This is a genomic window from Qipengyuania huizhouensis, assembly GCF_019711635.1.
Taxonomy (GTDB): Bacteria; Pseudomonadota; Alphaproteobacteria; order Sphingomonadales; family Sphingomonadaceae; genus Qipengyuania; species Qipengyuania huizhouensis.
Window position 1 is genome coordinate 1 of sequence record NZ_JAIGNT010000014.1, and the last position, 21,745, is coordinate 21,745.

Sequence of the window (21,745 nt, forward strand, 5' to 3'; positions counted from 1 at the left end):
CCAAGATAACCTCCGCAAAAGCTATCTTGAATCACATCTCGCAGCGATTGTGAATCCAGTTTGTCAACAGGGCCTAAATGGCTTAGAGACGTGCGTCAGTTAAAAGCCAGCGACAAGTTGGACTTCAAATCACTTTCGTCGCCAGCCGCACGCGTCCGTTAGTATACGCGGCTTATCGGAAACTCGGTGGGGGGAACACGTGGGGAACGCCTCATTTTCTTACGCGCAATTCTCGCATATACTTGTAATGTAGCAATGTATTAGTGGGATTGGGTTATAATCCAACTCGGATCGCTAAGAGCAGCCTCAAGCCCACCCATGCGGTCAGCAAGGCGGTTCCCCACCGTATCCATTGCTGCGGCAGGAATTTTAGCGCCAGTAGACTTCCAATTTGTCCAGCGATTGCGACTGCAACGATTAAAGGCAGTCCATAATCAACAGCGGCCAGAAAACGCCCCTCTCCGCCTTTCAATATCTGGCCTGCGAGACCGAAGGACGAGTTGACCAGGATGAACAGGCTCGCAGTCGCTGCTATGGCTTTGGCGTTTTGCCAACGCGTCAGGTGGAGAAGCGGTGCCAGGAAAATTCCGCCGCCAATACCGACAAGCCCGGCGAGATACCCCAGCGGAGCCGCCATGAATAGGACCGAGCAAGCCCAGCGACGGGGTTCACCCTCGGAACTAGCAATCGGAAACGCCATGGTCATCGCGGTCACAACAAGGCTGACGCCCAGAATAGTCAGGAAAGTCCCCTCACCGATCGGAGTCAGGCCGCCGAGAATTGCTGCCGGAGCCGCGAATGCGGTTAATTTCAGCGCTTCTCTCCAGGGTGTAACGCCTGCGCGAGCGAACCGAACAGTGCTGCCCGCCACAACCACAATGTTACAGGACAGCGCGATCAACGGAAGGATACGATAATCCACACCATATAGCGCCAACAAAGCGTTGTAGGTCGATCCGCCTCCGAAACCGACACTCGCATAGAGCAAAGCCGTAATGAAAAAGGCGGCGATGAGCCAGATCAAACCCACGCTGCCTTGTTCGATTCACGCATCGCGCGAAAGGTGCTCATCATACCTTCGCGCGTATCGCTCCGTGACAATGTTTGTATTTGTTGCCTGAACCGCACGGACACGGGTCATTACGGCTAATTTGCTTGTCGGCATACGGGTTTTCGGTAACCGAGCCACCGGGGCCCACGGCAGCGCGCGCGCTGCCCGCCAGTGCGCCAAACAGAGCAGCGCGTTGGTCCGAACCGTCGCCATCGTTTGAATCGTCCAGGCCAGTGAGTGGGTCGATATGGCCGGTAAGGAAGTCGGGCAGATCCGGTAGGTTCACCTGAGGGAGTGGGGCCGGCTCTGCCAACTGGATTGTTAGCAGCTTCGCTGTCACATCTTCACGCAACTTGTCGAGCATGCTTTCGAACAGCGCGAAAGCTTCCTGCTTGTATTCGTTCAGTGGCTGTTTCTGCGCATGGGCCCGCAAACCCACGACCTGCCGCAGCGCGTCGAGAGTGGCGAGGTGCTCCTTCCACTGGTGATCGAGTTCCTGGAGGAGCAGGCTCTTTTCGATCCGGCGCCAGATCGAAGGATCAGCCTTGGCGATCTTCTCCTCCATGCGCCTGTCGGCTTCCTCACGAATGCGCTCTTCGATCAGTTCGGGCTCTATATGATCTTCTTCAAGCCACTCTTCCATCGGGAAGGACATGCCGAAGACGTCCTCTACCTTGGCCTTGAGACCATCCATATCCCATTGCTCGGGATAGGAACCCGGTGGGCAGTGTTCGCCAACGATCGCGTTGATAGCATCGTGGCGCATATCGACCACGACATCGTCCACTGCCTCGCTGTCCATGATTTCGGCGCGCTGTTCGTAAATAACCTTGCGCTGATCGTTCATCACGTCATCGTACTGGACGACCTGCTTACGGATCTCGTAATTGCGCGCCTCGACCTTTTTCTGTGCAGTTTCAATGGCCTTGGAGAGCCATTTCGAGCCGATTGCCTCACCGTCTTCGAGATTCGAGTTCATCATGCGAGCAAACAGCGTGTCCGGACCGAAGATACGCAGCAGGTCGTCTTCCAGACAGAGATAGAAACGGCTGAGACCCGGGTCCCCCTGACGACCCGAACGTCCGCGCAACTGGTTGTCGATGCGGCGACTTTCGTGGCGCTCTGTCGCCAGGACGAACAGGCCTCCTGCCTCGAGCACACGCTCGCGCTCCGCCGCGACCTCAGCCTTGATCCGATCCACTGCCTGCTGACGCTTCGGATCATCCTCCGCAAGTTCGGAAAGTTCATCGTCGATCCGGAATTCGGCATTGCCGCCCAGCTGAATGTCGGTGCCGCGTCCCGCCATGTTGGTCGCGATTGTTACCGCCCCGATGCGGCCAGCCTGCGCCACGATATGTGCTTCTCGTTCGTGCTGGCGCGCGTTGAGGATTTCGTGCTTCACGCCTTCCTTGTCGAGGAAGCTGGAGAGCAATTCGGACTTCTCGATCGAGACCGTACCGACGAGTACCGGCTGCCCTATTTCGTTCTTTTCCTTGATCGCCTTGGCAATTGCCTGGAACTTGTCCTGCGTGTTCTTGTAGAACTCGTCCTCTTCGTCGATGCGCTGGACGGGGACATTGGTCGGAATTTCGACCACGTTCATCTTGTAGATGTCCCAGAATTCCGCTGCTTCAGTGGCTGCAGTACCGGTCATGCCGGACAGCTTAGGATACATGCGGAAGTAGTTCTGGAACGTGATCGAAGCGAGAGTCTGGTTCTCCGGTTCGATCTTCACACCTTCCTTGGCTTCAACCGCCTGATGCAGGCCATTAGACCACCGGCGGCCTTCCATCATGCGGCCGGTGAATTCGTCGATGATAACGACCTTGCCCTCTTCAGCCATGGTCCCGTCGGGCTGCATCTTCTTCTCATATTTGACGATGTAGTCCGTATCGCGCTTGAACATGATGTTCGCTTTCAGCGCCTGGTCGAGATGGTGGACCACCTGGGTATTCTCGACGTCGTAGAGATTGTCGGTTTCGAGAAGGCCGGCTTCCGTCAGCATTGCCTCGATCGCGTCCGTGCCTTCTTCCGTCCAGGTGATGTTCTTGGTCTTCTCGTCCGCATCGTACCACTCGGGCTCGATCTTCTTCACGATCTCGTCGATCGACACGTAGAGGTCCGATTTGTCCTCTGTAGGACCAGAGATGATCAGCGGGGTCCGGGCTTCGTCAATGAGGATGGAGTCTACCTCGTCGACAATGGCGAAGTTGAAGGGCCGCTGCACCATCTGGCCGCGATCGTGCTTCATGTTGTCGCGCAGGTAATCGAAACCGAATTCGTTATTCGTTCCGTACGTAATGTCGGCGCCATAGGCATCACGGCGCTGCATTTCCCCGAGATTGGGGACGATCACACCTACGGTCAGGCCGAGGAAGTTGTGCAACTGGCCCATCCATTCCGCATCGCGGCGGGCGAGATAGTCGTTTACCGTGACGACGTGCACGCCCTTGCCTTCGATCGCGTTCAAATAGGTGGCGAGCGTAGCCACCAGCGTCTTGCCCTCACCCGTGCGCATCTCGGCGATTTCACCTCGATGAAGCACCACACCGCCGATCATCTGCACATCGAAGTGACGCATCCCGAGGACGCGAACCGAAGCTTCCCGCACGGTTGCGAAGGCTTCGGGCAGGATATCATCCAGCGTCTTGCCGTCTGCCAGTTGCTGACGAAACTTGTCCGTCTGCGCGCGGAGTTCGTCGTCGCTGAGTTCCTGTATCTGGGGTTCGAGCGCGTTAATCTGATCGACGATCTTGCGGATGGAATTGACGTAACGGTCGTTGGACGAGCCGAAAACGGACTTCATGAGCGTATTGAACATGGGTGGGCGAAGACCTTGAATATCTGGGGGATCGTATGCGGAATACCCGCGCACATAGTCGGTGCCGGGCAAGCGTATCTGAATGTGCCGGAAGGGCTATTCGTAAGCGCGGTCGACGCCGAACATCACCGAGGGAATATAAACCGTAACGGGTTCCTGCTTCTTGCAGGGCGTTACCTTCTCGCCGCGCAGCTTTTGCTTGCGCTGCTTGTCAGCACAGACATTCTGCGCATCGCGGGTCTCGGTATCTCGGGAGTCCGACGGCTGCTCAACACCAACACCCACAGCACTGTTCACCGCAGCCTGGACAGGCGCGCCAATGGCGGCAAGGCCGGTCAAAAGAGCAAGAAGGGCAAGAAGCTGGCGCAGCATGATTGCCCGTCGAGATAGCGCACAAAGGCCAAGGATTAAAGAGCAGAGCGTGATTTTTCCGCGGCGAGCGGTGCTTGCAGGTCGATGCAGCGCGGTATAGCGCACTGAGGATGGATCTACCCTCTTCGCCCCTCTCGCGCCCCTTTCCCGACCTGCCCGCCATTGACGGTGTGACGCTGCGCGTGGCGCAGGCTCGTTACAAGAATTGGGACCGCGCCGATCTCACCTTTGCAGAATTGACCCAGGGCACCAGCGTGGCCGGGGTTTTCACCAAGTCGGCGTGTGCATCGAGCGAGGTCGAAATGGGCCGCGAGCAGGCCAAGCTCGGCAAGGCGCGCGCGCTGATCGTCAATGCCGGTAATTCCAACGCCTTTACCGGAGTCCGCGGGCGCGAGGCGGTGGAGCAGATCATGGCGCAAGTCGCCGAAGCGCTGGATTGCGAGCCGAGCGAAGTGTTCGTCTCTTCCACCGGCGTAATCGGCGTCCCACTCCCCAAGGACAAGGCGCGAAACGGAGTGGCCGCGGTTCTGGCAGCCGAACCATGCAGTTGGGAACAAGCTGCCGAGGCCATCGGCACCACCGACACGTTTCTCAAAGGATCGGCCGCCATGGCGATGCTGGGCGACAGGCGGGTCGAACTTGCCGGAATAATCAAGGGCAGCGGAATGATCGCGCCAGATATGGCGACCATGCTCGGGTATATTTTCACTGACGCTGCGGTGGAACCGGCATTCCTTCAAGAAATGCTGTCCAAGGCGAATGACGAAACCTTTTCCTGCATTACCGTCGATGGGGACACCTCGACAAGTGACACCGTGCTGGCATTCGCAACCGGAAAGGCAGGAAATACAGCGCTTTCCTCGTGGGAAGATACCGGAGCTGATGCCTTCTATGCCGCCTTGCTCGGTGTATGTCTGGAACTGGCCCAGCTCGTGGTCCGCGATGGGGAAGGTGCGCAGAAATTCATAGAGATTGCCGTGACCGGCGCAGCGAGTGCCGCAAGTGCACGGCGCGTCGGGCTTGCTATCGCCAACTCACCGCTTGTGAAGACCGCAATCGCTGGCGGCGACGCCAATTGGGGCCGCGTGGTCATGGCCATAGGAAAGGCGGGCGAGCCGGCCGACCGCGATCGGCTATCGATCGGGTTCGGCGGCACCTGGGCGGCGAAGGACGGTCAGCCGCTGGCCGATTACGACGAGACGCCCGTGGCAGCGCATCTCGCGGGGCAGGACATTCGCATCGACGTGGACCTCGGAATGGGCGATGGCCACGCGACCGTATGGACTTGTGACCTGACGCACGGTTATATCTCGATCAACGCGGACTATCGTTCGTGAGCAAACTCGACGACGAAATTCTCACGCTGATGAAGCGTGTGACCGAGCAGGCGATTCTGCCACGTTTCCGCAAGCTCGCCGAGGGGGAGGTCGAGGACAAGGGCGGTAACGATCCCGTCACGATCGCCGACAAGGAATCCGAAGTATTGCTCCGCGAGGGGTTGTCCCGGCTGGATGACACAATCGATTTCGTGGGCGAGGAAGCGGCCCATGCCGATCCCACGATCCTCGCGCGGCTCGATTCTCCCTGCTGGATCGTCGACCCGATCGACGGAACTCGAAATTTTGCCTGCGGCAAGCCGCCTTTCGGGATCATTATCGCGCGTGCCGATGGCGGTCTGGCGCAGTCGGGCTGGATCTACGATTGCCTGTCGGGCCGCTTCTGCGTCGCACACAGAGGAGCAGGCGCGCTCATCGACGGCGAGCGGATATTTTCGCGCGGTTCAGGCAAGAACCCGCCCGTTGCCGCCATTTCGCTGATCTTCATGGAAGAAGCGCGTCGGCAGGCCACCCGCCGGCATATTTCGCCCAATTACCAGTTGGTCGACATCCCCTACTGCGCCGCCGAACAATATCCGCGTCTCGCGCTGGGCGAAAACGATGTTTCGATCTTCGAGCGCACGCTGGCCTGGGACCATGCTGCGGGAGCGTTGTGGCTGGAGGAAGCGGGCGGCAGGGTCGCGCGGCCCGATGGCTCGTCCTATCGGGTGGACGAATGGGACCGCAAGGGCCTGCTCGGTGCCGCCACACCCGCACTCTGGGACGAGCTGGCTGCGCGCTACGCTGAAATGTGACCCTCTTCTGACAGGGCGGCAGAACCGGTGGCGGGGCGAAAGTCTTTTCAATAGCCAGCCAGCGTCCTAACCTGCGCTGAAATGAGACGAAAGGTCCTCCTGTGACCCTTGGCGATGCGATGAATCCCGCCACCGGCACTACCGGTGACGAAACACCGGTGCGCGATCTTCCCGCCGCACCGGATGCGGCGGAAGATCGCTATGTGAACAGGGAATTGAGCTGGCTAAGCTTCAACCGCCGCGTGCTAGCCGAGAGCGAGAATGCCAATTACCCGCTACTCGAACGACTTCGCTTTCTTTCAATCTCGGGAAGCAACCTCGACGAATTCACCACGGTACGTATCGCGGGTCTGGAAGGACAACTGCAGCGCGGTATCGAGACAACCGGAATCGATGGTCGCAGCCCCCGGCAGCAGCTCGACGCCATTCGCGAACAGGTTCTCGAACTTGAGCATCGCCAGCAGGAAAGCCTCGAGATCCTACGCGGATTGCTAGCGGAGGAAGGTATCGTCATTGCCCTGGTCGAAGAGCTTCCCAAAGGGCAGCAGCAATGGCTGGAGGAATATTTCGAGACCGATATCCTCCCGCTGATCACACCGCAGGCGATCGATCCTTCCCACCCCTTCCCCTTTGTCGCCAGCGGAGGGATGGGCGTCCTCTTCCGCCTGAAGCGCGGCAAGCGCAAGGGCGAGCTGGTCGAGATGGTCCTGATCCCGAGCGGTGTGCCGCGCTATGTGCGTGTGCCGGGCGAACAGGCGATCTATGTTGCCATCGAACAGCTCGTCACGAAATTCGCCGACCGGATGTTCCCCGGTTTCAAGATTCTCGGCGACGGCATTTTTCGCGTGCTGCGCGACAGCGATATCGAGGTCGAGGACGAGGCAGAGGATCTGGTCCGCTTCTACCGCACCGCTATCCAGCGTCGGCGACGCGGCCGCGCTGTCCTGCTCGAACTGGATGACGAGTGCGATGCAGCGGCCGAAGCGCTCCTGCGCGATCAGTTCGACGTCGATGCAGCCATGATCGTCAAGACAGGCGGCATGCTGGGCCTGCGCGATCTCGACGCGATCTGCGGCGAGCCGCGGCCCGATCTGAAGTTCACCCCCTTTTCGCCGCGCTATCCCGAGCGCGTGCTGGCGCATGATGGCGATGTCTTCACCGCGATCCGCGAGAAGGACATGGTCATTCACCACCCTTACGAAAGTTTCGAGGTGGTGGTCGATTTCCTCCATCAGGCCGCGATCGATCCCAATGTCGTATCGATCAAGCAGACTCTCTATCGCGCGGGCGACCAGTCTCCCGTGATCGCCGCGCTGGTGGAGGCAGCACAGAATGGCAAGGCTGTGACGGCTGTGGTGGAACTGAAGGCGCGCTTCGACGAGGAACGCAACATCCGCTGGGCCAACGAACTGGAACGGGCAGGCGTACAAGTCATATACGGCTTCACCGAGTGGAAGACCCACGCCAAGGTCAGCCTCGTTGTGCGGCGCGAAGAGGATGGCTACCGCACCTATTGCCACTTCGGCACCGGCAACTACCATCCGGTAAACGCCAAGATCTACACCGACCTCAGCTATTTCACCGCCGATCCGGCGCTGGGGCGCGATGCCGCCAAGATGTTCAACTTCATCACCGGCTATATCGAACCAGACGATCTGGAGCATCTTGCCATTTCGCCTATCGGACTGAGCGAGAAACTTTACCACATGATCGATGTGGAGATCGCCAACGCCAAGGCGGGCAAGCCTTCCGGTATCTGGGTTAAGCTGAACTCCATCACCAATCGTGCCATGATCGACAAGCTCTACGAAGCCAGCCAGGCCGGCGTGGAGATCCGCATGGTAGTCCGGGGTATCTGCTCGCTGCGTGCAGGTATTCCAGGCCTGAGCGAAAACATCAGTGTGAAGTCGATCATCGGCCGGTTTCTGGAACACGCCCGGATGTGGGTCTTCGCCGATGGCAAAGAACTGCCGAGCCGCCAGGCGAAGGTTTTCCTGACCAGTGCAGATGCAATGAGCCGCAATCTCGAACGCCGGGTGGAAGTGCTGGTCCCGGTAACGAACAAGACAGTGCACGATCAGTTGCTCAAACAGGTCATGCTCGCCAACATCCTCGATACCGAACAAAGCTGGCAGCTCGATACGGACGGTCAGTACCGGCGGATGCGCAAGGGCGAGAGCGGCTTCAACTGCCACGAATACTTCATGTCCAACCCCTCTCTATCGGGGCGCGGATCTGCACTGGACAGCCATGACGTGCCGCACCTAACCCTGCCGAGGCGTGAAGCGTGAACAAATCCAAAACCCGCAGCCCCAAGTGGCAGCGCCGCCTGATCCACCCGCCCCGTGCAGTTATCGACATCGGGTCGAACACCGTTCGCCTCGTGATCTATGAAGGGACCGGGCGTGCCCCTGAAACCGTCTGGAACGAAAAGGTCGCGGCACGGCTGGGGCGCGATCTTTCCGAAACCGGCCGCATTCCCGACGAAGCGAGCGAGGAAGCCCTCGCCGCGCTTGGCCGCTACGCGCTTCTGATCCGGGATCGCGGGATCGAAGATGTCCAGACAGTAGCGACAGCCGCAACACGCGACGCCGAGAACGGCAGGGAGTTTCTCGACAAGGTGGCCGACCTGGGTCTGGAACCACGCTTGCTGACCGGCGAAGAAGAAGCCTGCACGTCGGCCTATGGTGCGATCGGGGCTTTCCCGGGGGCGGAGGGTATCGTCGCCGATCTGGGGGGCGGCAGTCTTGAATTGGTCTCGATCGGAGCTGGTGATTGCCGCGATGCAGTCAGCCTGCCTTTCGGCACGCTCCGCCTACCCTCCTTCCGAGCAACGGATCGGAATCTGACGAATACCGTACACGAAAAGCTGGAAAGTGTCGGTTGGGCCAAGACCCATTCCGGCCCGCTGTACATGATCGGGGGAACATGGCGCGCCCTGGCCCATTACGCGATGCAGGCGGTCGATTACCCGCTTACCGACCCTCATGGCTTCTGTCTCTCGGTCGAAGATACGAAGCGCCACGCCAAGGCCTTGTGCAACTCCGATCCGGCAGAGCTCGAAACCATTCCCGGGATCAGCGACATGCGTGCTGCGTATCTCCCCGACGCTGCCGCCTTGTTGCTGCCGCTGCTGGACGAATTGCAGCCGGATGAACTTGTCTTTTCGAGCTGGGGCATTCGTGAGGGCCTGCTCTATTCGCGACTAAATGAGCTACAGCGCTCGCACGATCCGCTTTTATCGGGTGTCCATGCTTTCGCCGAACAGCGTGATGCGCCGGTGACCGACGCAGCGCGGGTCGCGGGCTGGACGGTCGAACTTGCCAACGGCAAGGGCAAGCGTAACGAACGTCTGCGTCTGGCTGCAGCCCAGCTCGCCGCAGCGCTCCAGCGGGTCGAGCCCAATCTGCGAGTCAATCATGCCACCGAATGGGCTCTCGACAAGCGCTGGATCGAATGTTCGGCACGGGACCGTGCGATGATCTGCGCCGCCCTGTTCGGAAGTCTTGGACGGACAGAACTGCCGGCAAAGCTCCGAGAACTCGCCGATGACGAGGATTTGCGCGAAGGGTTGACGTGGGGCCTCAGTTTCCGCCTCGCTCGCCGTCTCGGAGCCGGCTCACGCAACTCGCTCGGCAACAGCAGATTGAGACTGAAGAAAAAGTCGCTTGTGCTCTACCTCGACGAAAGTCGCGCCGCGCTGGCCACCTGGCCGTTGACCAACGAGCTCGAGATTCTTGCTGAATGGATGGACCGCAAACCGAAGATCAAGATCGGCACATATGATTTCGAGGACGAACTCGAAAGCGACGATTAGCGGTCAGTTGGCGGTTGCGGGGGCCGCAAGCGGGAAGAACGGAATACGGACTTCAAACGGCTCTCCATCCTCACGGTGGAAGGTGTAAAAGCCCTCCATCGTGCCGTGAGGGGTATCGAGCGGACAACCCGAAACATAATCATGGCTATCGCCCGGATTGAGGACCGGCTGCTCCCCAACCACGCCGTCGCCATCAACATGGGCGACCATCCCGATACCGTCAGTAATCCGCCAGTGACGGGTCATCAACTGGACCCGCTCGTGAGATGCGTTTTCTATACGGATGTGATAGACCCAGAACCACTTTTGAGCTTCCGGCTGCGATTGCTCGGGCAGGAAGTTCACCGCAACCCGGACAGTAATGCCATCGGTCATGGCGCTATGCTGGAAGAGTTCCTTGATCACTCGCTCAACCTAATGGTTGCGCACCAACGTGCAAGGGTATGACGCATGCTTATCCGAACGTCTTAAGATCGGTTAACCAGATTGTATCAAGAAATCATAAGCAGCAAGGGTCATATTGCATTTCGGGAAAGGGGACGCGAAATGTTTTTCGCTTTCATAAACCGGTTGATTGCAGACCAAGACGGTGAAGGACGCATCGAACTGATGCTCGCCGCGCAGGTCGTGCTCGCCGCAATCGCTCTCTGATAGCAGAGCCCCGGCCGGCTCAGGACTTGCTCCGAAAGGATAGCTTTCGACCTTGTCGAGATCGTTCCGGGAAAAAATCTGACCCGAAAATCACAGACATGAAAGTCTTGGTCTAAAACCCGGCTTTCTTGAGGGCTTGATCGAGATCTTCCTTCAGGTCTTCGATATCCTCCAGCCCGACATTGATGCGCAGAAGTCCCTCTGTCACACCCATGTCGGCGCGATCCTCGTCGCTCATTCCGGCATGCGTGGTGCTCGCAGGATGGCACATGAGACTGCGCGCGTCACCGATGTTGTTCGAGATGTCGATCAGTTCGAGCGCATCGAGGAGGGAAAAAGCCTTCTCGCGGCTCTCGACATCCAGCGCAAAAATCGGTCCGGTTGCACTCATCTGCTTCATTGCGAGCGCGTGGCGTGGATGACTTTCGAGGCCGGGATGCAGGATACGGGGGACCCGGCTTTCGAGGAAACGGCCAAGCCCGACCGCGCTCTCGCTTTGCCGTTGCGCACGCAAGCCGAGTGTTTCGAGACCTTTCAGCACCACCCAGGCATTGAAGGGGGCACAATTCGGTCCGGTATTTCGCTGGAATGGCAACAGCACTTCTTCGATCCATTCGCGTGAACCGCATACCGCGCCGGCGAGCACCCTGCCTTGGCCATCCATCAGCTTGGTCGCCGAATAGGCGACTACATCGGCCCCGAAATCCATTGGCCGTTGCAGAGCGCTGGTGGCAAAGGCGTTGTCGACAACGCTTGTGATTCCGCGCGACTTCGCGAGGCCGCAGACATGGGCGAGGTCGACCACATCCAGCGTGGGATTGGCTGGCGTCTCGAAGAAGAACACCTTAGTGTTCGGACGGATCGCCGCTTCCCAGGCCTCGTTATCCGCGCTGTCGACTATAGTCGTCTCGATCGCGAAGCGCGGCAGCAAATGGTCGAGCAGCCACCGGCATGAACCGAAAGCCGCGCGTGCACCGACCACATGGTCGCCAGCAGAGAGCTGGCATAGCAGTGCCGCGGTCATGGCGGCCATACCGCTCGCCTGCGCGCGACAGGCCTCCGCGCCTTCCATCAGCGCTATTCGTTCTTCCAGCATCGCGACAGTCGGGTTCTGCAGCCGCGAGTAGGTCATCCCTTCGACCTCGCCCGCGAAGCGATCCGCCACCGTCTGCGCGTCGTCATAAGTGTAGCCGGAAGTAAGGAATAACGCCTCGCTCGTTTCCCCATGCTCGCTCCGCCAGGTTCCACCCCGTACGGCTTGGGTGGCGGGACGCCAGTTGCTGGTGATCTTGCGGTCGGTGCCAGTAGTCTTTTTCATGGCAAGCGGGATAGCACGGAGCCGGAGCGCGGCAAGCAAAGGCTGTTGTCAGCATCAATACGCTCGCTTAATCGCGATAACCGATGAGCCGCGCGCCCGAGCAACCGATTGACCCAATCCGATGGTGCGCCGCCTTGGCCTTCGCTTTCTGGGTGCTGGTATTATGGAATCTCGCGATTCCCAGTGCGCCTTATTTCGACGAGATCCATTACCTTCCTGCTGCGCGAGACCTGCTCGACCTGTCGACCTTTTCGAACCGGGAGCATCCCCTTTTCGGCAAGGAAATGATCGCAATGGGTATCGCGATCTTCGGCGACAATCCCTGGGGCTGGCGCCTCATCCCATCGGTGGCCGGTGCCGTGGCACTATTAGCAATCATGCGATGCGTCTGGTTCGGGACGCTTGATCGCTATGCGACGATCGCCGCCGGTATACTTGTGGCGACCGGTTTTCACCTCTTCGTCCATTCTCGCATCGCAATGCTCGATATCTTCATGATTGCCGGCTTGGCAGTGGCCTTCTGGCAGATGGCCGCTGCCATGCGCGAACCCGAGATGGGGCGCAGGCGCCTGATCGCCTCCGGGATTGCGCTCGGCCTGGCCATGGCTTCGAAATGGAATGCGCTGGTCATCGCAGCCTTGCCCGGCCTCGCCTTCTTCGTTCTGCGCTGGTTTGCCGGTCGCCGCCGCCTGCTCATAAGCCGGCGCGGCATGCCGGTGCCGGGGATAACATTGGTCGAGGCATTCGTCTGGCTCGGCTTGCTGCCGCTTGCGATTTATGCAGCAACCTTTCTCCCCGGCTATTTCTATACGACGAATGCGATAACCGACGGAATCGTGGCGCATCACCTTTTGATGCTCGATTTGCAGACGCAGGTGCTCAAAGCCCATCCTTATCAGTCGACCTGGCCCGAATGGGTGATCAACTGGCGCGCGATCTGGTACCTTTACGAACCGATAGACGGGGCGCAGCGCGGGGTGATCCTGATCGGCAACCCGCTGACCATGTTAATTGGGCTGCCCGCCCTTTTGTGGTGTGCGTGGCAGGGGATTGCAGCCAGAAAACCGCTGCATGGCGCTGTGGCGCTGCTTTATACTATCAGCCTCGGTTTCTGGATCCTCGCCGCTAAACCGGTTCAGTTCTACTACCACTATTTCCTGCCGAGCACCGTCATGCTGATCGGCTTGGCACTTACCCTGAGCGATTTGCGCGAGGCTGGCTGGAAACGCCTTACCAGCGGCGTGCTGGTCGCAAGCGTACTCCTGTTCGCGTTCTTCTACGAGGTGCTGGCGGCAGAACCTCTCGCCCACGCGAACAGCTTCCGCACCTGGACCTGGCTCACCAGCTGGATCTAGGTTATCAGTATCGGCCCCAGACGAAGCGGCTCGATAGCGCGTAGTTCCATACTGATCCGATCACGATCCCGACCAGTGCGGCAAGAAGCGAGTGGATGTCGCGGGCATAAAGCAGGCTTGCCACAGCTACATTGGCAAGGGCGCCGATGGAACATGCTGCGACGAAGCTGGCCCAGCCGCGCAGGATCTCGCCTACGGTCTTCAGACGCCGGTCGCGATAGGTCAGGAAATTGTTGAGCCAGAAATTGAAAGTCATCGCAACCAGAGTCGCAACGGCCTGGCTCCAGGCGAACTGCGCCCCTGCGACGAGTAAACAAAGGTAGAGGGTGGCGAGGTGTACCAGCACCCCCAACGCCCCGACCGTCCCGAACAGGGCAAATCGTGTAGGTATGACGCGCCCGAATGTCTTGTCGTAGAGTCCGGCGAGGAAATCGAGCGCTATGGCGCGATCGAGCTTGCTTTCGCCCGCGCGGCGCTGCGCAAAATTCATCGGAAAGTCGCGCACCTCGAGCGGCCGGTCCGACGTCGCCAGCAGATCGAGAAGTATCTTGAACCCGATGCCCGAAAGCTTCGGCACGAGTGCCAGCGCGGTATCCGTCTTCAGGAGAAAATAGCCGCTCATCGGATCCGATAGCTCCGCGCCGGTCAGCTTCCTCGCCAACCGATTGGCAAGGCCGGATATCCTTTCCCGCTCGGGGCTTGCCCAGTCCTCCGTACTCGCGCCTTCTGCGAAACGGCTTGCTACCGAGACATCGACTTCGCCGGACTTCACCGCCTCCAGCATCGGCGCGAGCAGCGCGGGATCATGCTGGTGGTCCGCATCCATGACGGCAACGAAGGGCGCGGCGGTGGCGCAGAAACCTTCGATGGCGGCGCTTGAAAGGCCGCGCCTGCCGATCCGCTGGATCACGCGAATTCGATTGTCGCTGCGCGCAAGACGGCGTGCCTCATCGGCGGTCCCATCTGCCGAATTGTCATCGACGATGAGCACTTCCCAGCCGTGGGCGCCGAGGGCCTGTTCGATCCGTTCTACTAACGGAGCAAGGTTGTCGCGCTCATTCAGCGTAGGGAGGATGATCGCGAGGACGAGCGCCATGGTTGCGGACTGGCGCGGATCAATCGGGAATTCAAGACACTGCGGCAAGCGCCCTCAGGACGGCATCACCGATCTCACCGGTAGAAGCGGTTCCCCCGAGGTCCGCGCCGCGCACGTCGCTGGCCACGACCTGCGCCACGGCGCGTTCGATCCGGCCCGCATCGCTCTCCCGTCCGAGCGAGTGGCGCAGCAGCATAGCCAGGCTGAGAATCGCAGCGACGGGGTTGGCCTTTCCTTCCCCGGCAATATCGGGCGCACTGCCGTGAATTGGCTCATAAAGGCCGAACGTGCCGAATTCGGTCCGTCGTTCGCCGAGACTGGCACTGGCGAGCAGGCCGATGGAGCCGACACATGCGCTCGCCTGGTCGGAAAGGATGTCGCCGAAAAGGTTTCCGGTCAGGATCACGTCGAACTGGCCAGGACTGCGCACCATCTGCATGGCGGCATTGTCGACATACATGTGATCGAGCTGGATGTCGGGGTATTCGCGCGCGACCTCGATCACCGTCTCGCGCCAGATGCGGCTGGTTTCCAGCACGTTCGCCTTGTCCACGCTGGTGAGGCGCTTTCGCCGCTTCTGCGCGGCCTGGAATCCGATATGGGCGATGCGCCGCACCTCGGTTTCGTTGTAAGACATGGCGTCCCACCCCTCGCGTCCGTCCTCGCTGGCACGCTCTCCCTTCTCGCCGAAATAGACATCGCCGTTCAGTTCGCGCACCACGAGCAGGTCGATCCCGCGTGCCACTTCGGGTTTCAGCGACGACATATCCTCGAGCCCGGGATAGCCCGCCGCAGGTCGCAGATTGGCGAAGAGGCCGAGCTCGCTACGCAAGCCGAGGATGGCTTGTTCGGGCCTGTGCTCGCGCGGCAACTCATCGCAGGTAGGATCGCCGACTGCACCGAAAAGCACTGCATCGGCAGCGCGAGCCATCTTCAACGTTTCCTCCGGTAGGGGCGTACCATGCCGCCGGTAGGCTATTCCTCCGACATCACCCTCGAACAGCGAGAGTTGTGGTAGCGAGAGCGCCTCTAGCACGCGCTTCGCCTCGGCAGTTACTTCGGGGCCGATCCCGTCACCGGGAAAAATCGCAATCTTCATTCAGGCCATCCGTTCGAGCCGCTGCATCAGGAGAGACCTAGCGGCTAGAACGTCGGCGCGGGTATCGGCAAGCAGATAGCGGGCAATCGGGGCCTCACTGGCACGCAGAATTTCCAGAGCTTGCTCAAGCCCCGCTATCTCCGGCTTGGCGCCGCCATATCCCATCTCGCGCAGCAACAGTACTTCATAGGATGCGAGCGCCGGTGCCCAACCCCGCGCCGACGGCGCGTTGCAGATCGCGTCGAGCAGGGCGGAGAGCGCCCGGTAAAGGCTGGGATACGGGCTGCGTTCCGGCAGGACGCTCGCGGTGAGCGCGCAGGTCCACGCAATGGCAGCGGCAGGTAGCGGTTCGGTCAACCAGGGGCCGCGACTTCGTGCCAGCTCCAGCCGCGCGAAAGGTAGCTGGCTGTCGGACTTCGCACGGATCTCGGCTTCGACCAGATTGCCCGGAATCACGACCGGGCGTAGCTGTCTTCCACGTCCGCCTGCGACATAGGCCGCCGCCACTCCGCTTTTCTCGGTGAATAACCGCGCTATTACCGCCGTCTCGCCATGAGAGCGGGCAGCGATCAGGATAGCGGGTGCACGAAGTTGCATTGAGAACCCCTACCCTGCGGCAGAGGCATACTTCACTTGTGCCTGGCTTCCAGCGCGGTGACACGGGCGGCAAGGTCTTCGGCCTGCTCGCGTGCCTTGGCCGCCATCGTCTTGACCGCGTCGAATTCCTCGCGAGTAACGAAATCCATCCCGCCAAAAGCTTCTTTGGCGCGTTCACGTGCCGTCTCACGTGCTTCACGAGTCATGCCGGCAAGCGTTCCGGCCGCCGAATTGGCGAGTTTGACGAAATCGGCGATCATCGGATTCTGGCTTTGCATAACAGCTATCTAGGCTGGCAACGATTGCAGTTCAATTGCCGATGCGCACCCGCTCGATCGCATCGCCGCGTCCCGCGCTTTCCGCATCGGGATTGAGGCGCATGAATTCGTAGTTGAGCAGCGTGGCGAAGCAGACCCATGCGAGATAGGGCAGAAGCAGGAGCGCGGCGAGTTTCCTCACCTTCCAGAACAGGGCGATCACCGCCAGCAGGGTCAGCACGATCAGTGCGATGACGACCAAGGCAGCAGTGATCTGCTGCATGGAGAAGAACACGGGCGTCCATGCGAGGTTGAGCACGAAATGAACGGCGAACATCCACAGCGCCGCCGTGCGTCCGCGCGCTCCCCATGCCGAAGCAACAAGGGCAACCGAGAGCCCGATCATCACGTAGAGGATCGTCCAGACGATGCCGAACCACTTTGGCTCGGGGAAAATAGACGGCTTTTCGAGAGCCTGGAACCACGCGCTATCCGCACCAGCCCCTAGCTGCCCGGAAAGGAAACCGAGCAACACGCATAGCGGCACTGTGAAGAGCGCCCAGCGAATGAAACTGGCGCGAAGCTGTCCGCGTGAAGCCAGCATGTTCATGGCATAAAGTCCCTCAAGCGCCCCGAATCGTCATGCTTCCTTGTGACGCGGCGCAGCAATGAGCGCAATCACGCTCGATCCGGCACGCACCCCGCTACACCTCAGATCCTCACTATACCCTTCGCGACGAGGCTGCGGACCGTGTCTTCCAGCGTCTGTTCGGCGGGAATGAAGCGGTAGCCCAGCTTCTCCTCGGTATGCTTGCCCGACACGTCGCGAACATTTCCCAGCTCACCCTTGATCTGCCGCATCTCGGGCATGAAAAGCGCGAGAAATTTCGCCAGCCAATCGGGCATCCGACGGGTAGGCACCTTGCCGGCATGCTCTGGCACCCGTGCGCGGATCGTATCGGCCATCTCGCTGATCCACATGAACTTCTGGGAAGTCGGGAAGCGTTCGCCGCGGACCGTGTCGGCGGGAGCTTCGAGCGCGCGGATATGCGCCTCGGCTACGTCGCGCACATCGGTGATGCATATGCCCATGTTCGGGATCAGCGGAATCGAGCCGTCAACGATCTTCTTCACCATTTCGACGCTGGTGGACATGTCGTCGTCATAGACCGGACCGAAGACGGCGACCGGATTGATCGAGCAATATACCATGTCCGGCGCGTTCATGGCTACCCAGTCGCGCGCGGCGCGTTCGGCGACGGTCTTGGACTGGATATAGGGCGGTGGCTTCTTCGTCAGGTCGGTCCAGTCGGTGTAATCGAAATGGTTCTTGTGTGGTTGCCCATAGGCGATAGCCGCTGCAGAACTGGTGTGAATGAAGCGCTTGATACCGGCACTGAGCGCATGCTCTAGCGCTCGAAGTGTTCCATCCCTAGCCGGAATGATGAGATCGTCCGCATTCTTCGGAACGTCGAGCGGGAACGGCGATGCCACATGCATCACCGCATCGCACCCGGCGTTGGCCTGTGCCCATCCTTCGTCCGACAGGAGATCGGCAGAAAAGACCTTCAGCTTCTCACCTGCATCGGGCCAGCGCCTGCGCAGTTTCGCTTCGCTCTTCGCTGCATCTCGCACCGTGGTATGGACGGTGTATCCCCTGGCGAGGAGTTGGTCGATGACCTCCCCGCCTATGTAGCCGGTGCCGCCTGTTACCAGTATCGTGCCTGTCATGCTGCGCTCCCACCTGTGTTTGGCGGCAGCCTAGCCATCTAGCGCATCAGGACAAGTTCTTCGGCCATGGTCGGGTGGATCGCCGTCGTCGCATCGAAATCGGCCTTGGTCAGTCCGGCCTTCACCGCGATTGCCGCGGCCTGCATCATCTCCGGCGCTTCCGGCGCGATCATGTGGATGCCGACGATCTTTCCGCTATCGCCATCGCACACCATCTTCATCAGGCTGCGTTCGTTGCGGCCCGCCAGGACGTTCTTCATCGGGCGGAAGTCGGAGAGGTAGACCTTCACGCTGCCGAGCTTGTTCTTGGCTTCGCCCTCGGTCATGCCGACCGCCGCGATCGGCGGATGGCTGAAGACTGCGCTGGGGATGCAGCTATGGTCGACCGCCACCGGTTCGCCCTTGCCGAATACCGTGTCTGCGAAGGCCTGCCCCTCGCGGATGGCGACCGGCGTGAGCTGCACGCGGTCGGTCACGTCGCCGACGGCATAGATGTGATCGACGCTGGTCCTGGAGAAGCGGTCGACCTTGATTTCGCCATTCTCACCCATAACGACCCCGGCCTTGTCGAGGCCGAGATTTTCGGTGTTGGGAATGCGCCCGACGGCAAACAACACGAGGTCGGCTTTCTCCTCGTCGCAATCCGACAGCTTCACGAAGTAGCCGCCATCCTTGCACGGCTTGATGTATTCGAAGGTCGTATTGAAGCGGAACTGGATTCCCTTGGTCGTCGAGATCTGGAGCAGCCGGTCGCGGACCGCTTCGTCATAGCTGCGCAAGAGACGGTCGCCGCGATTTACCACGTGAACTTCACAGCCGAACTCGTTGAAAATACCCGCAAATTCATTCGCGATGTAGCCGCCGCCGGCAATGATGATCTTCTTCGGAAGTTCGTCGAGATGGAACACCTCGTTGGAGCTGATGGCGTGTTCCGCGCCCTGGCATTCCGGCATCCGTGGGCGCGCACCCGTGGCGATCAGAATGTTCTTCGCCGTGACCTTGCGTCCGCTGGCGAGCGTGATTTCGTGAGCGCCGGTTATCTCCGCACGTTCGTTGAAGATCGTGACATCGTGGTTCTCGAGCGTGTCGGTATAGGCCCCTTCCAACCGGTCGACATCGGCAAGGACATTGTCGCGCAGGGTCTTCCAGTCGAATTTCTTTTCGCCGATCTCCCAGCCGAAACGGCGGCAATCCTCGAGGTCCTCGGCAAAATGTGCGCCGTAGACGAGCATCTTCTTCGGCACGCAGCCGCGGATGACGCAGGTGCCGCCGACCCGGTGTTCCTCGGCAATCGCGACCTTCGCACCATGCGCCGCCGACACGCGGCTTGCGCGCACGCCGCCGGACCCGGCACCGATGGTGAAAAGGTCGTAATCGTATTCGTCAGCCATACGGCGCTCCTGTCAGCGTGAGCGCGCGATATGGCGAGTGGGAGTTACAAGGGCAACCGCTTGCGCGATCAACCCTGGCTGCGGCGCCGGTTGCGATTGCGGTTGCGGTTGCCGCCCGGACGACCGCCCTGCGGCTTTCCTTCGCCCGCACCTGCAGGCCGGCCCTTGCGCGCCGGGTGCTTCTGCTTGGGCTTCCTGGCCGCTGCATCGCCCGTGGGACGGACCCTGGGCCGCGCCAGCTTGGGCTTCTGTTCGCGCTTGGTCGGCCCGACGCCTTCCACAACTGCGCGGAAATTGTCGGGAAGCGGCAGACGCTCGAATTCCGCGTCGGTCTTCTTGCGAATATCCTTGAGATAATCGCGTTCGTCCTCGGCGCAGAAGGCAATGGCCACCCCGTCACGGCCCGCACGCGCGGTACGTCCGATACGGTGAACATACTGTTCGGGCACGTTCGGCAGCTCATAATTGAGCACGTGGCTGACGCCCGGGATGTCGATCCCGCGCGCGGCGACATCGGTCGCGACGAGGATCGGTGTCTTGGCGCGCTTGAACTCGTCCAGCGCGCGCTCGCGCTGCGGCTGGCTCTTGTTGCCGTGGATGGCGTTGGCGGGGATGCCGCTCTGGCTGAGCTTCTTCACGATCCTGTCGCAGCCATGCTTGGTCCGCGCGAAGATGAGCACGCGCTCGAACTTGCCGGGGACTGCATGGCGCTCGGACAGGATCATCTCGAGCAGCGTCTGCTTTTCGTCCTGCTGGACCATGAAGAGATACTGGTCGATCCGCTCGGCCGTGGTGCTTTCGGGTGTCACGCTGACCTTGACCGGGTTGCGGCAATATTTGCCGACCAGTTCCTGGATCTGCTTGGGCATGGTGGCGCTGAAGAACAGCGTCTGGCGGTTGTCCGGTACAAGCTCGCTGATCCGGCGCAGGGCGTGGATGAAGCCGAGGTCGAGCATCTGGTCCGCTTCGTCGAGGACGAGGATTTCGACCTTGTCGAGCGTGAACGCCTTCTGGTCGATCAGGTCGAGCAGACGGCCCGGCGTGGCGACGAGGATGTCGGTGCCGCGGTGCAGCTTGTTGCGGTCCTTGTTGACCGAGGTGCCGCCGACGATGCTGTGCACCTTCAGACCGGCAAGTGCGCCATAGTCCTTTGCGGCTTCGGCAATCTGTCCGGCCAGTTCGCGCGTCGGTGCAAGCACCAGCATGCGGCAGGATTTGAACGGTGTCTGGTTTTCGGCATCGCGCAGCCGGTCGATGCTGGGGAGCATGAAGGCGGCGGTCTTGCCGGTACCCGTCTGGGCGATGCCCATCAGGTCGCGCCCTTCGAGCACGGGAGGAATGGCCTGCGCCTGGATCGGCGTCGGCGTGGTATAGCCCTTCATGTCGAGGGCCTGGAGCACGGGCTGCGAAAGTCCGAGATCGGTAAACTGTGTCATGTTTGAGTGTTTAGCTCGCATAATATGCGGCGCGCAGAGTCACAGCTCGCGCGGCGCGGGTGTCAAACGACCCGCGTGAAAAGGGAAGTCTTTGGAAAATTGACCGAGGCGCGGCCGGGGCGATGGATGTCTGCCAATCGCCACTTCACGCTGGCTAGCGCGCTTCGATGGCCGTCATGTGGATGCTGCAGTGCAAAAAGTCAATCGAATTGCGAAGTGACGGTGTTAGTCAAAGTGCCGACAGCGTCCCTCTCCCGTCATCCCAGCGAAAGCTGGGATCGCTCTCCGCCTGGTGTATAGGCCGAAAAATGGGCGGCTGGGTCTATATCATGACGAACAAGCGCGCCGGTGTACTCTACATCGGCGTCACCTCCGATCTTCCGCCCCGCATCGAGCAACATCGAACGGGCAAAGGTTCATCATTCTGCCGTCGCTATGGGTTGAAACGGCTCGTCTACGCCGAAAAGCACGATGACATCGCGGCTGCCATAGCGCGCGAAAAGGCGCTTAAAGCGTGGAAACGGGCGTGGAAGATCGAGTTGATCGAGCAGATCAATCCCGAATGGAGCGATCTCTACGAACGGCTCGCCTGACCGATAGCGATCCCAGCTTTCGCTGGGAT

19 protein-coding genes are annotated in these 21,745 nt (G+C 60.3%); 6 read left to right on the forward strand and 13 right to left on the reverse strand.

Features of this window, described 5'->3' with window-relative positions; translation table 11 throughout:
• Window positions 1–274: 274 nt before the first annotated feature.
• The 3 genes from K3180_RS11100 to K3180_RS11110 form a co-directional block, all read right to left on the reverse strand.
• Window positions 275–1,024 carry a sulfite exporter TauE/SafE family protein gene (locus K3180_RS11100; protein WP_221540887.1) on the reverse strand — a complete coding sequence of 250 codons (750 nt, stop codon included), beginning with the start codon at window positions 1,022–1,024 and terminating at the stop codon, window positions 275–277.
• Window positions 1,025–1,070: 46 nt separating this feature from the next.
• On the reverse strand, window positions 1,071–3,872 hold the full coding sequence (gene secA / locus K3180_RS11105; RefSeq protein WP_221540889.1) for a preprotein translocase subunit SecA: 2,802 nt from the start codon (window positions 3,870–3,872) through the stop codon (window positions 1,071–1,073).
• A 96-nt stretch (window positions 3,873–3,968) separates the two neighbouring features.
• Entirely contained in the window at window positions 3,969–4,244 is a 276-nt protein-coding gene (locus tag K3180_RS11110; RefSeq protein WP_221540891.1) for a hypothetical protein, read from the reverse strand.
• Between the two features lie 110 nt (window positions 4,245–4,354).
• Between K3180_RS11110 and argJ the strand changes: the two genes are divergently transcribed.
• From argJ to K3180_RS11130, 4 genes are all read left to right on the forward strand, one after another.
• A complete protein-coding gene (gene argJ / locus K3180_RS11115; RefSeq protein ID WP_221540892.1) occupies window positions 4,355–5,581 on the forward strand; it encodes a bifunctional glutamate N-acetyltransferase/amino-acid acetyltransferase ArgJ in 1,227 nt (408 codons plus the stop codon).
• Window positions 5,582–5,610: 29 nt separating this feature from the next.
• Complete coding sequence (locus K3180_RS11120; protein ID WP_221540998.1) at window positions 5,611–6,375, forward strand: inositol monophosphatase family protein; 765 nt, start codon at window positions 5,611–5,613, stop codon at window positions 6,373–6,375.
• A 119-nt stretch (window positions 6,376–6,494) separates the two neighbouring features.
• Window positions 6,495–8,666: an RNA degradosome polyphosphate kinase gene (locus tag K3180_RS11125; protein ID WP_221541001.1), complete on the forward strand. Its 2,172-nt coding sequence runs from the start codon at window positions 6,495–6,497 to the stop codon at window positions 8,664–8,666.
• Complete coding sequence (locus tag K3180_RS11130; RefSeq protein ID WP_221540895.1) at window positions 8,663–10,192, forward strand: Ppx/GppA phosphatase family protein; 1,530 nt, start codon at window positions 8,663–8,665, stop codon at window positions 10,190–10,192. Before K3180_RS11125 ends, K3180_RS11130 begins: the two co-directional genes overlap by 4 nt.
• Before the next feature lie 3 nt (window positions 10,193–10,195).
• Here K3180_RS11130 and apaG read toward each other — a convergent pair whose 3' ends face one another.
• A complete protein-coding gene (apaG, locus tag K3180_RS11135; protein WP_221541003.1) occupies window positions 10,196–10,594 on the reverse strand; it encodes a Co2+/Mg2+ efflux protein ApaG in 399 nt (132 codons plus the stop codon).
• Between the two features lie 361 nt (window positions 10,595–10,955).
• Complete coding sequence (locus K3180_RS11140; protein WP_221540898.1) at window positions 10,956–12,161, reverse strand: trans-sulfuration enzyme family protein; 1,206 nt, start codon at window positions 12,159–12,161, stop codon at window positions 10,956–10,958.
• Window positions 12,162–12,295: 134 nt separating this feature from the next.
• On the opposite strand from K3180_RS11140, the gene K3180_RS11145 reads away from it, so the two are divergent.
• Window positions 12,296–13,516 (forward strand): phospholipid carrier-dependent glycosyltransferase, encoded by a 1,221-nt coding sequence (locus tag K3180_RS11145; RefSeq protein WP_247710509.1) that lies wholly within the window; start codon window positions 12,296–12,298, stop codon window positions 13,514–13,516.
• 4 nt (window positions 13,517–13,520) lie between these two features.
• Here K3180_RS11145 and K3180_RS11150 read toward each other — a convergent pair whose 3' ends face one another.
• The 8 genes from K3180_RS11150 to K3180_RS11185 all read right to left on the reverse strand — a co-directional run bounded on the left by K3180_RS11150 (window position 13,521) and on the right by K3180_RS11185 (window position 21,123).
• Window positions 13,521–14,612, reverse strand: a complete 1,092-nt coding sequence (locus tag K3180_RS11150; protein ID WP_221540902.1) for a glycosyltransferase family 2 protein — start codon at window positions 14,610–14,612, stop codon at window positions 13,521–13,523.
• Between the two features lie 31 nt (window positions 14,613–14,643).
• On the reverse strand, window positions 14,644–15,711 hold the full coding sequence (gene leuB / locus K3180_RS11155) for a 3-isopropylmalate dehydrogenase (protein ID WP_221540904.1): 1,068 nt from the start codon (window positions 15,709–15,711) through the stop codon (window positions 14,644–14,646).
• Window positions 15,712–16,308, reverse strand: a complete 597-nt coding sequence (recO, locus tag K3180_RS11160) for a DNA repair protein RecO (RefSeq protein WP_221540906.1) — start codon at window positions 16,306–16,308, stop codon at window positions 15,712–15,714.
• A gap of 32 nt (window positions 16,309–16,340) precedes the next feature.
• Entirely contained in the window at window positions 16,341–16,586 is a 246-nt protein-coding gene (locus tag K3180_RS11165) for an accessory factor UbiK family protein (protein ID WP_221540908.1), read from the reverse strand.
• A gap of 31 nt (window positions 16,587–16,617) precedes the next feature.
• Entirely contained in the window at window positions 16,618–17,175 is a 558-nt protein-coding gene (locus K3180_RS11170) for a TspO/MBR family protein (protein WP_221540909.1), read from the reverse strand.
• A 101-nt stretch (window positions 17,176–17,276) separates the two neighbouring features.
• The gene (locus K3180_RS11175) at window positions 17,277–18,296 is read right to left on the reverse strand and encodes an NAD-dependent epimerase/dehydratase family protein (protein WP_221540911.1); all 1,020 of its coding nucleotides are present in this window, start codon (window positions 18,294–18,296) and stop codon (window positions 17,277–17,279) included.
• Between the two features lie 38 nt (window positions 18,297–18,334).
• Entirely contained in the window at window positions 18,335–19,687 is a 1,353-nt protein-coding gene (gene gorA / locus K3180_RS11180) for a glutathione-disulfide reductase (protein WP_221540913.1), read from the reverse strand.
• 68 nt (window positions 19,688–19,755) lie between these two features.
• Window positions 19,756–21,123 (reverse strand): DEAD/DEAH box helicase, encoded by a 1,368-nt coding sequence (locus K3180_RS11185; protein WP_221540914.1) that lies wholly within the window; start codon window positions 21,121–21,123, stop codon window positions 19,756–19,758.
• Window positions 21,124–21,431: 308 nt separating this feature from the next.
• On the opposite strand from K3180_RS11185, the gene K3180_RS11190 reads away from it, so the two are divergent.
• Window positions 21,432–21,716, forward strand: a complete 285-nt coding sequence (locus tag K3180_RS11190; protein WP_221540916.1) for a GIY-YIG nuclease family protein — start codon at window positions 21,432–21,434, stop codon at window positions 21,714–21,716.
• Window positions 21,717–21,745 lie beyond the last annotated feature (29 nt).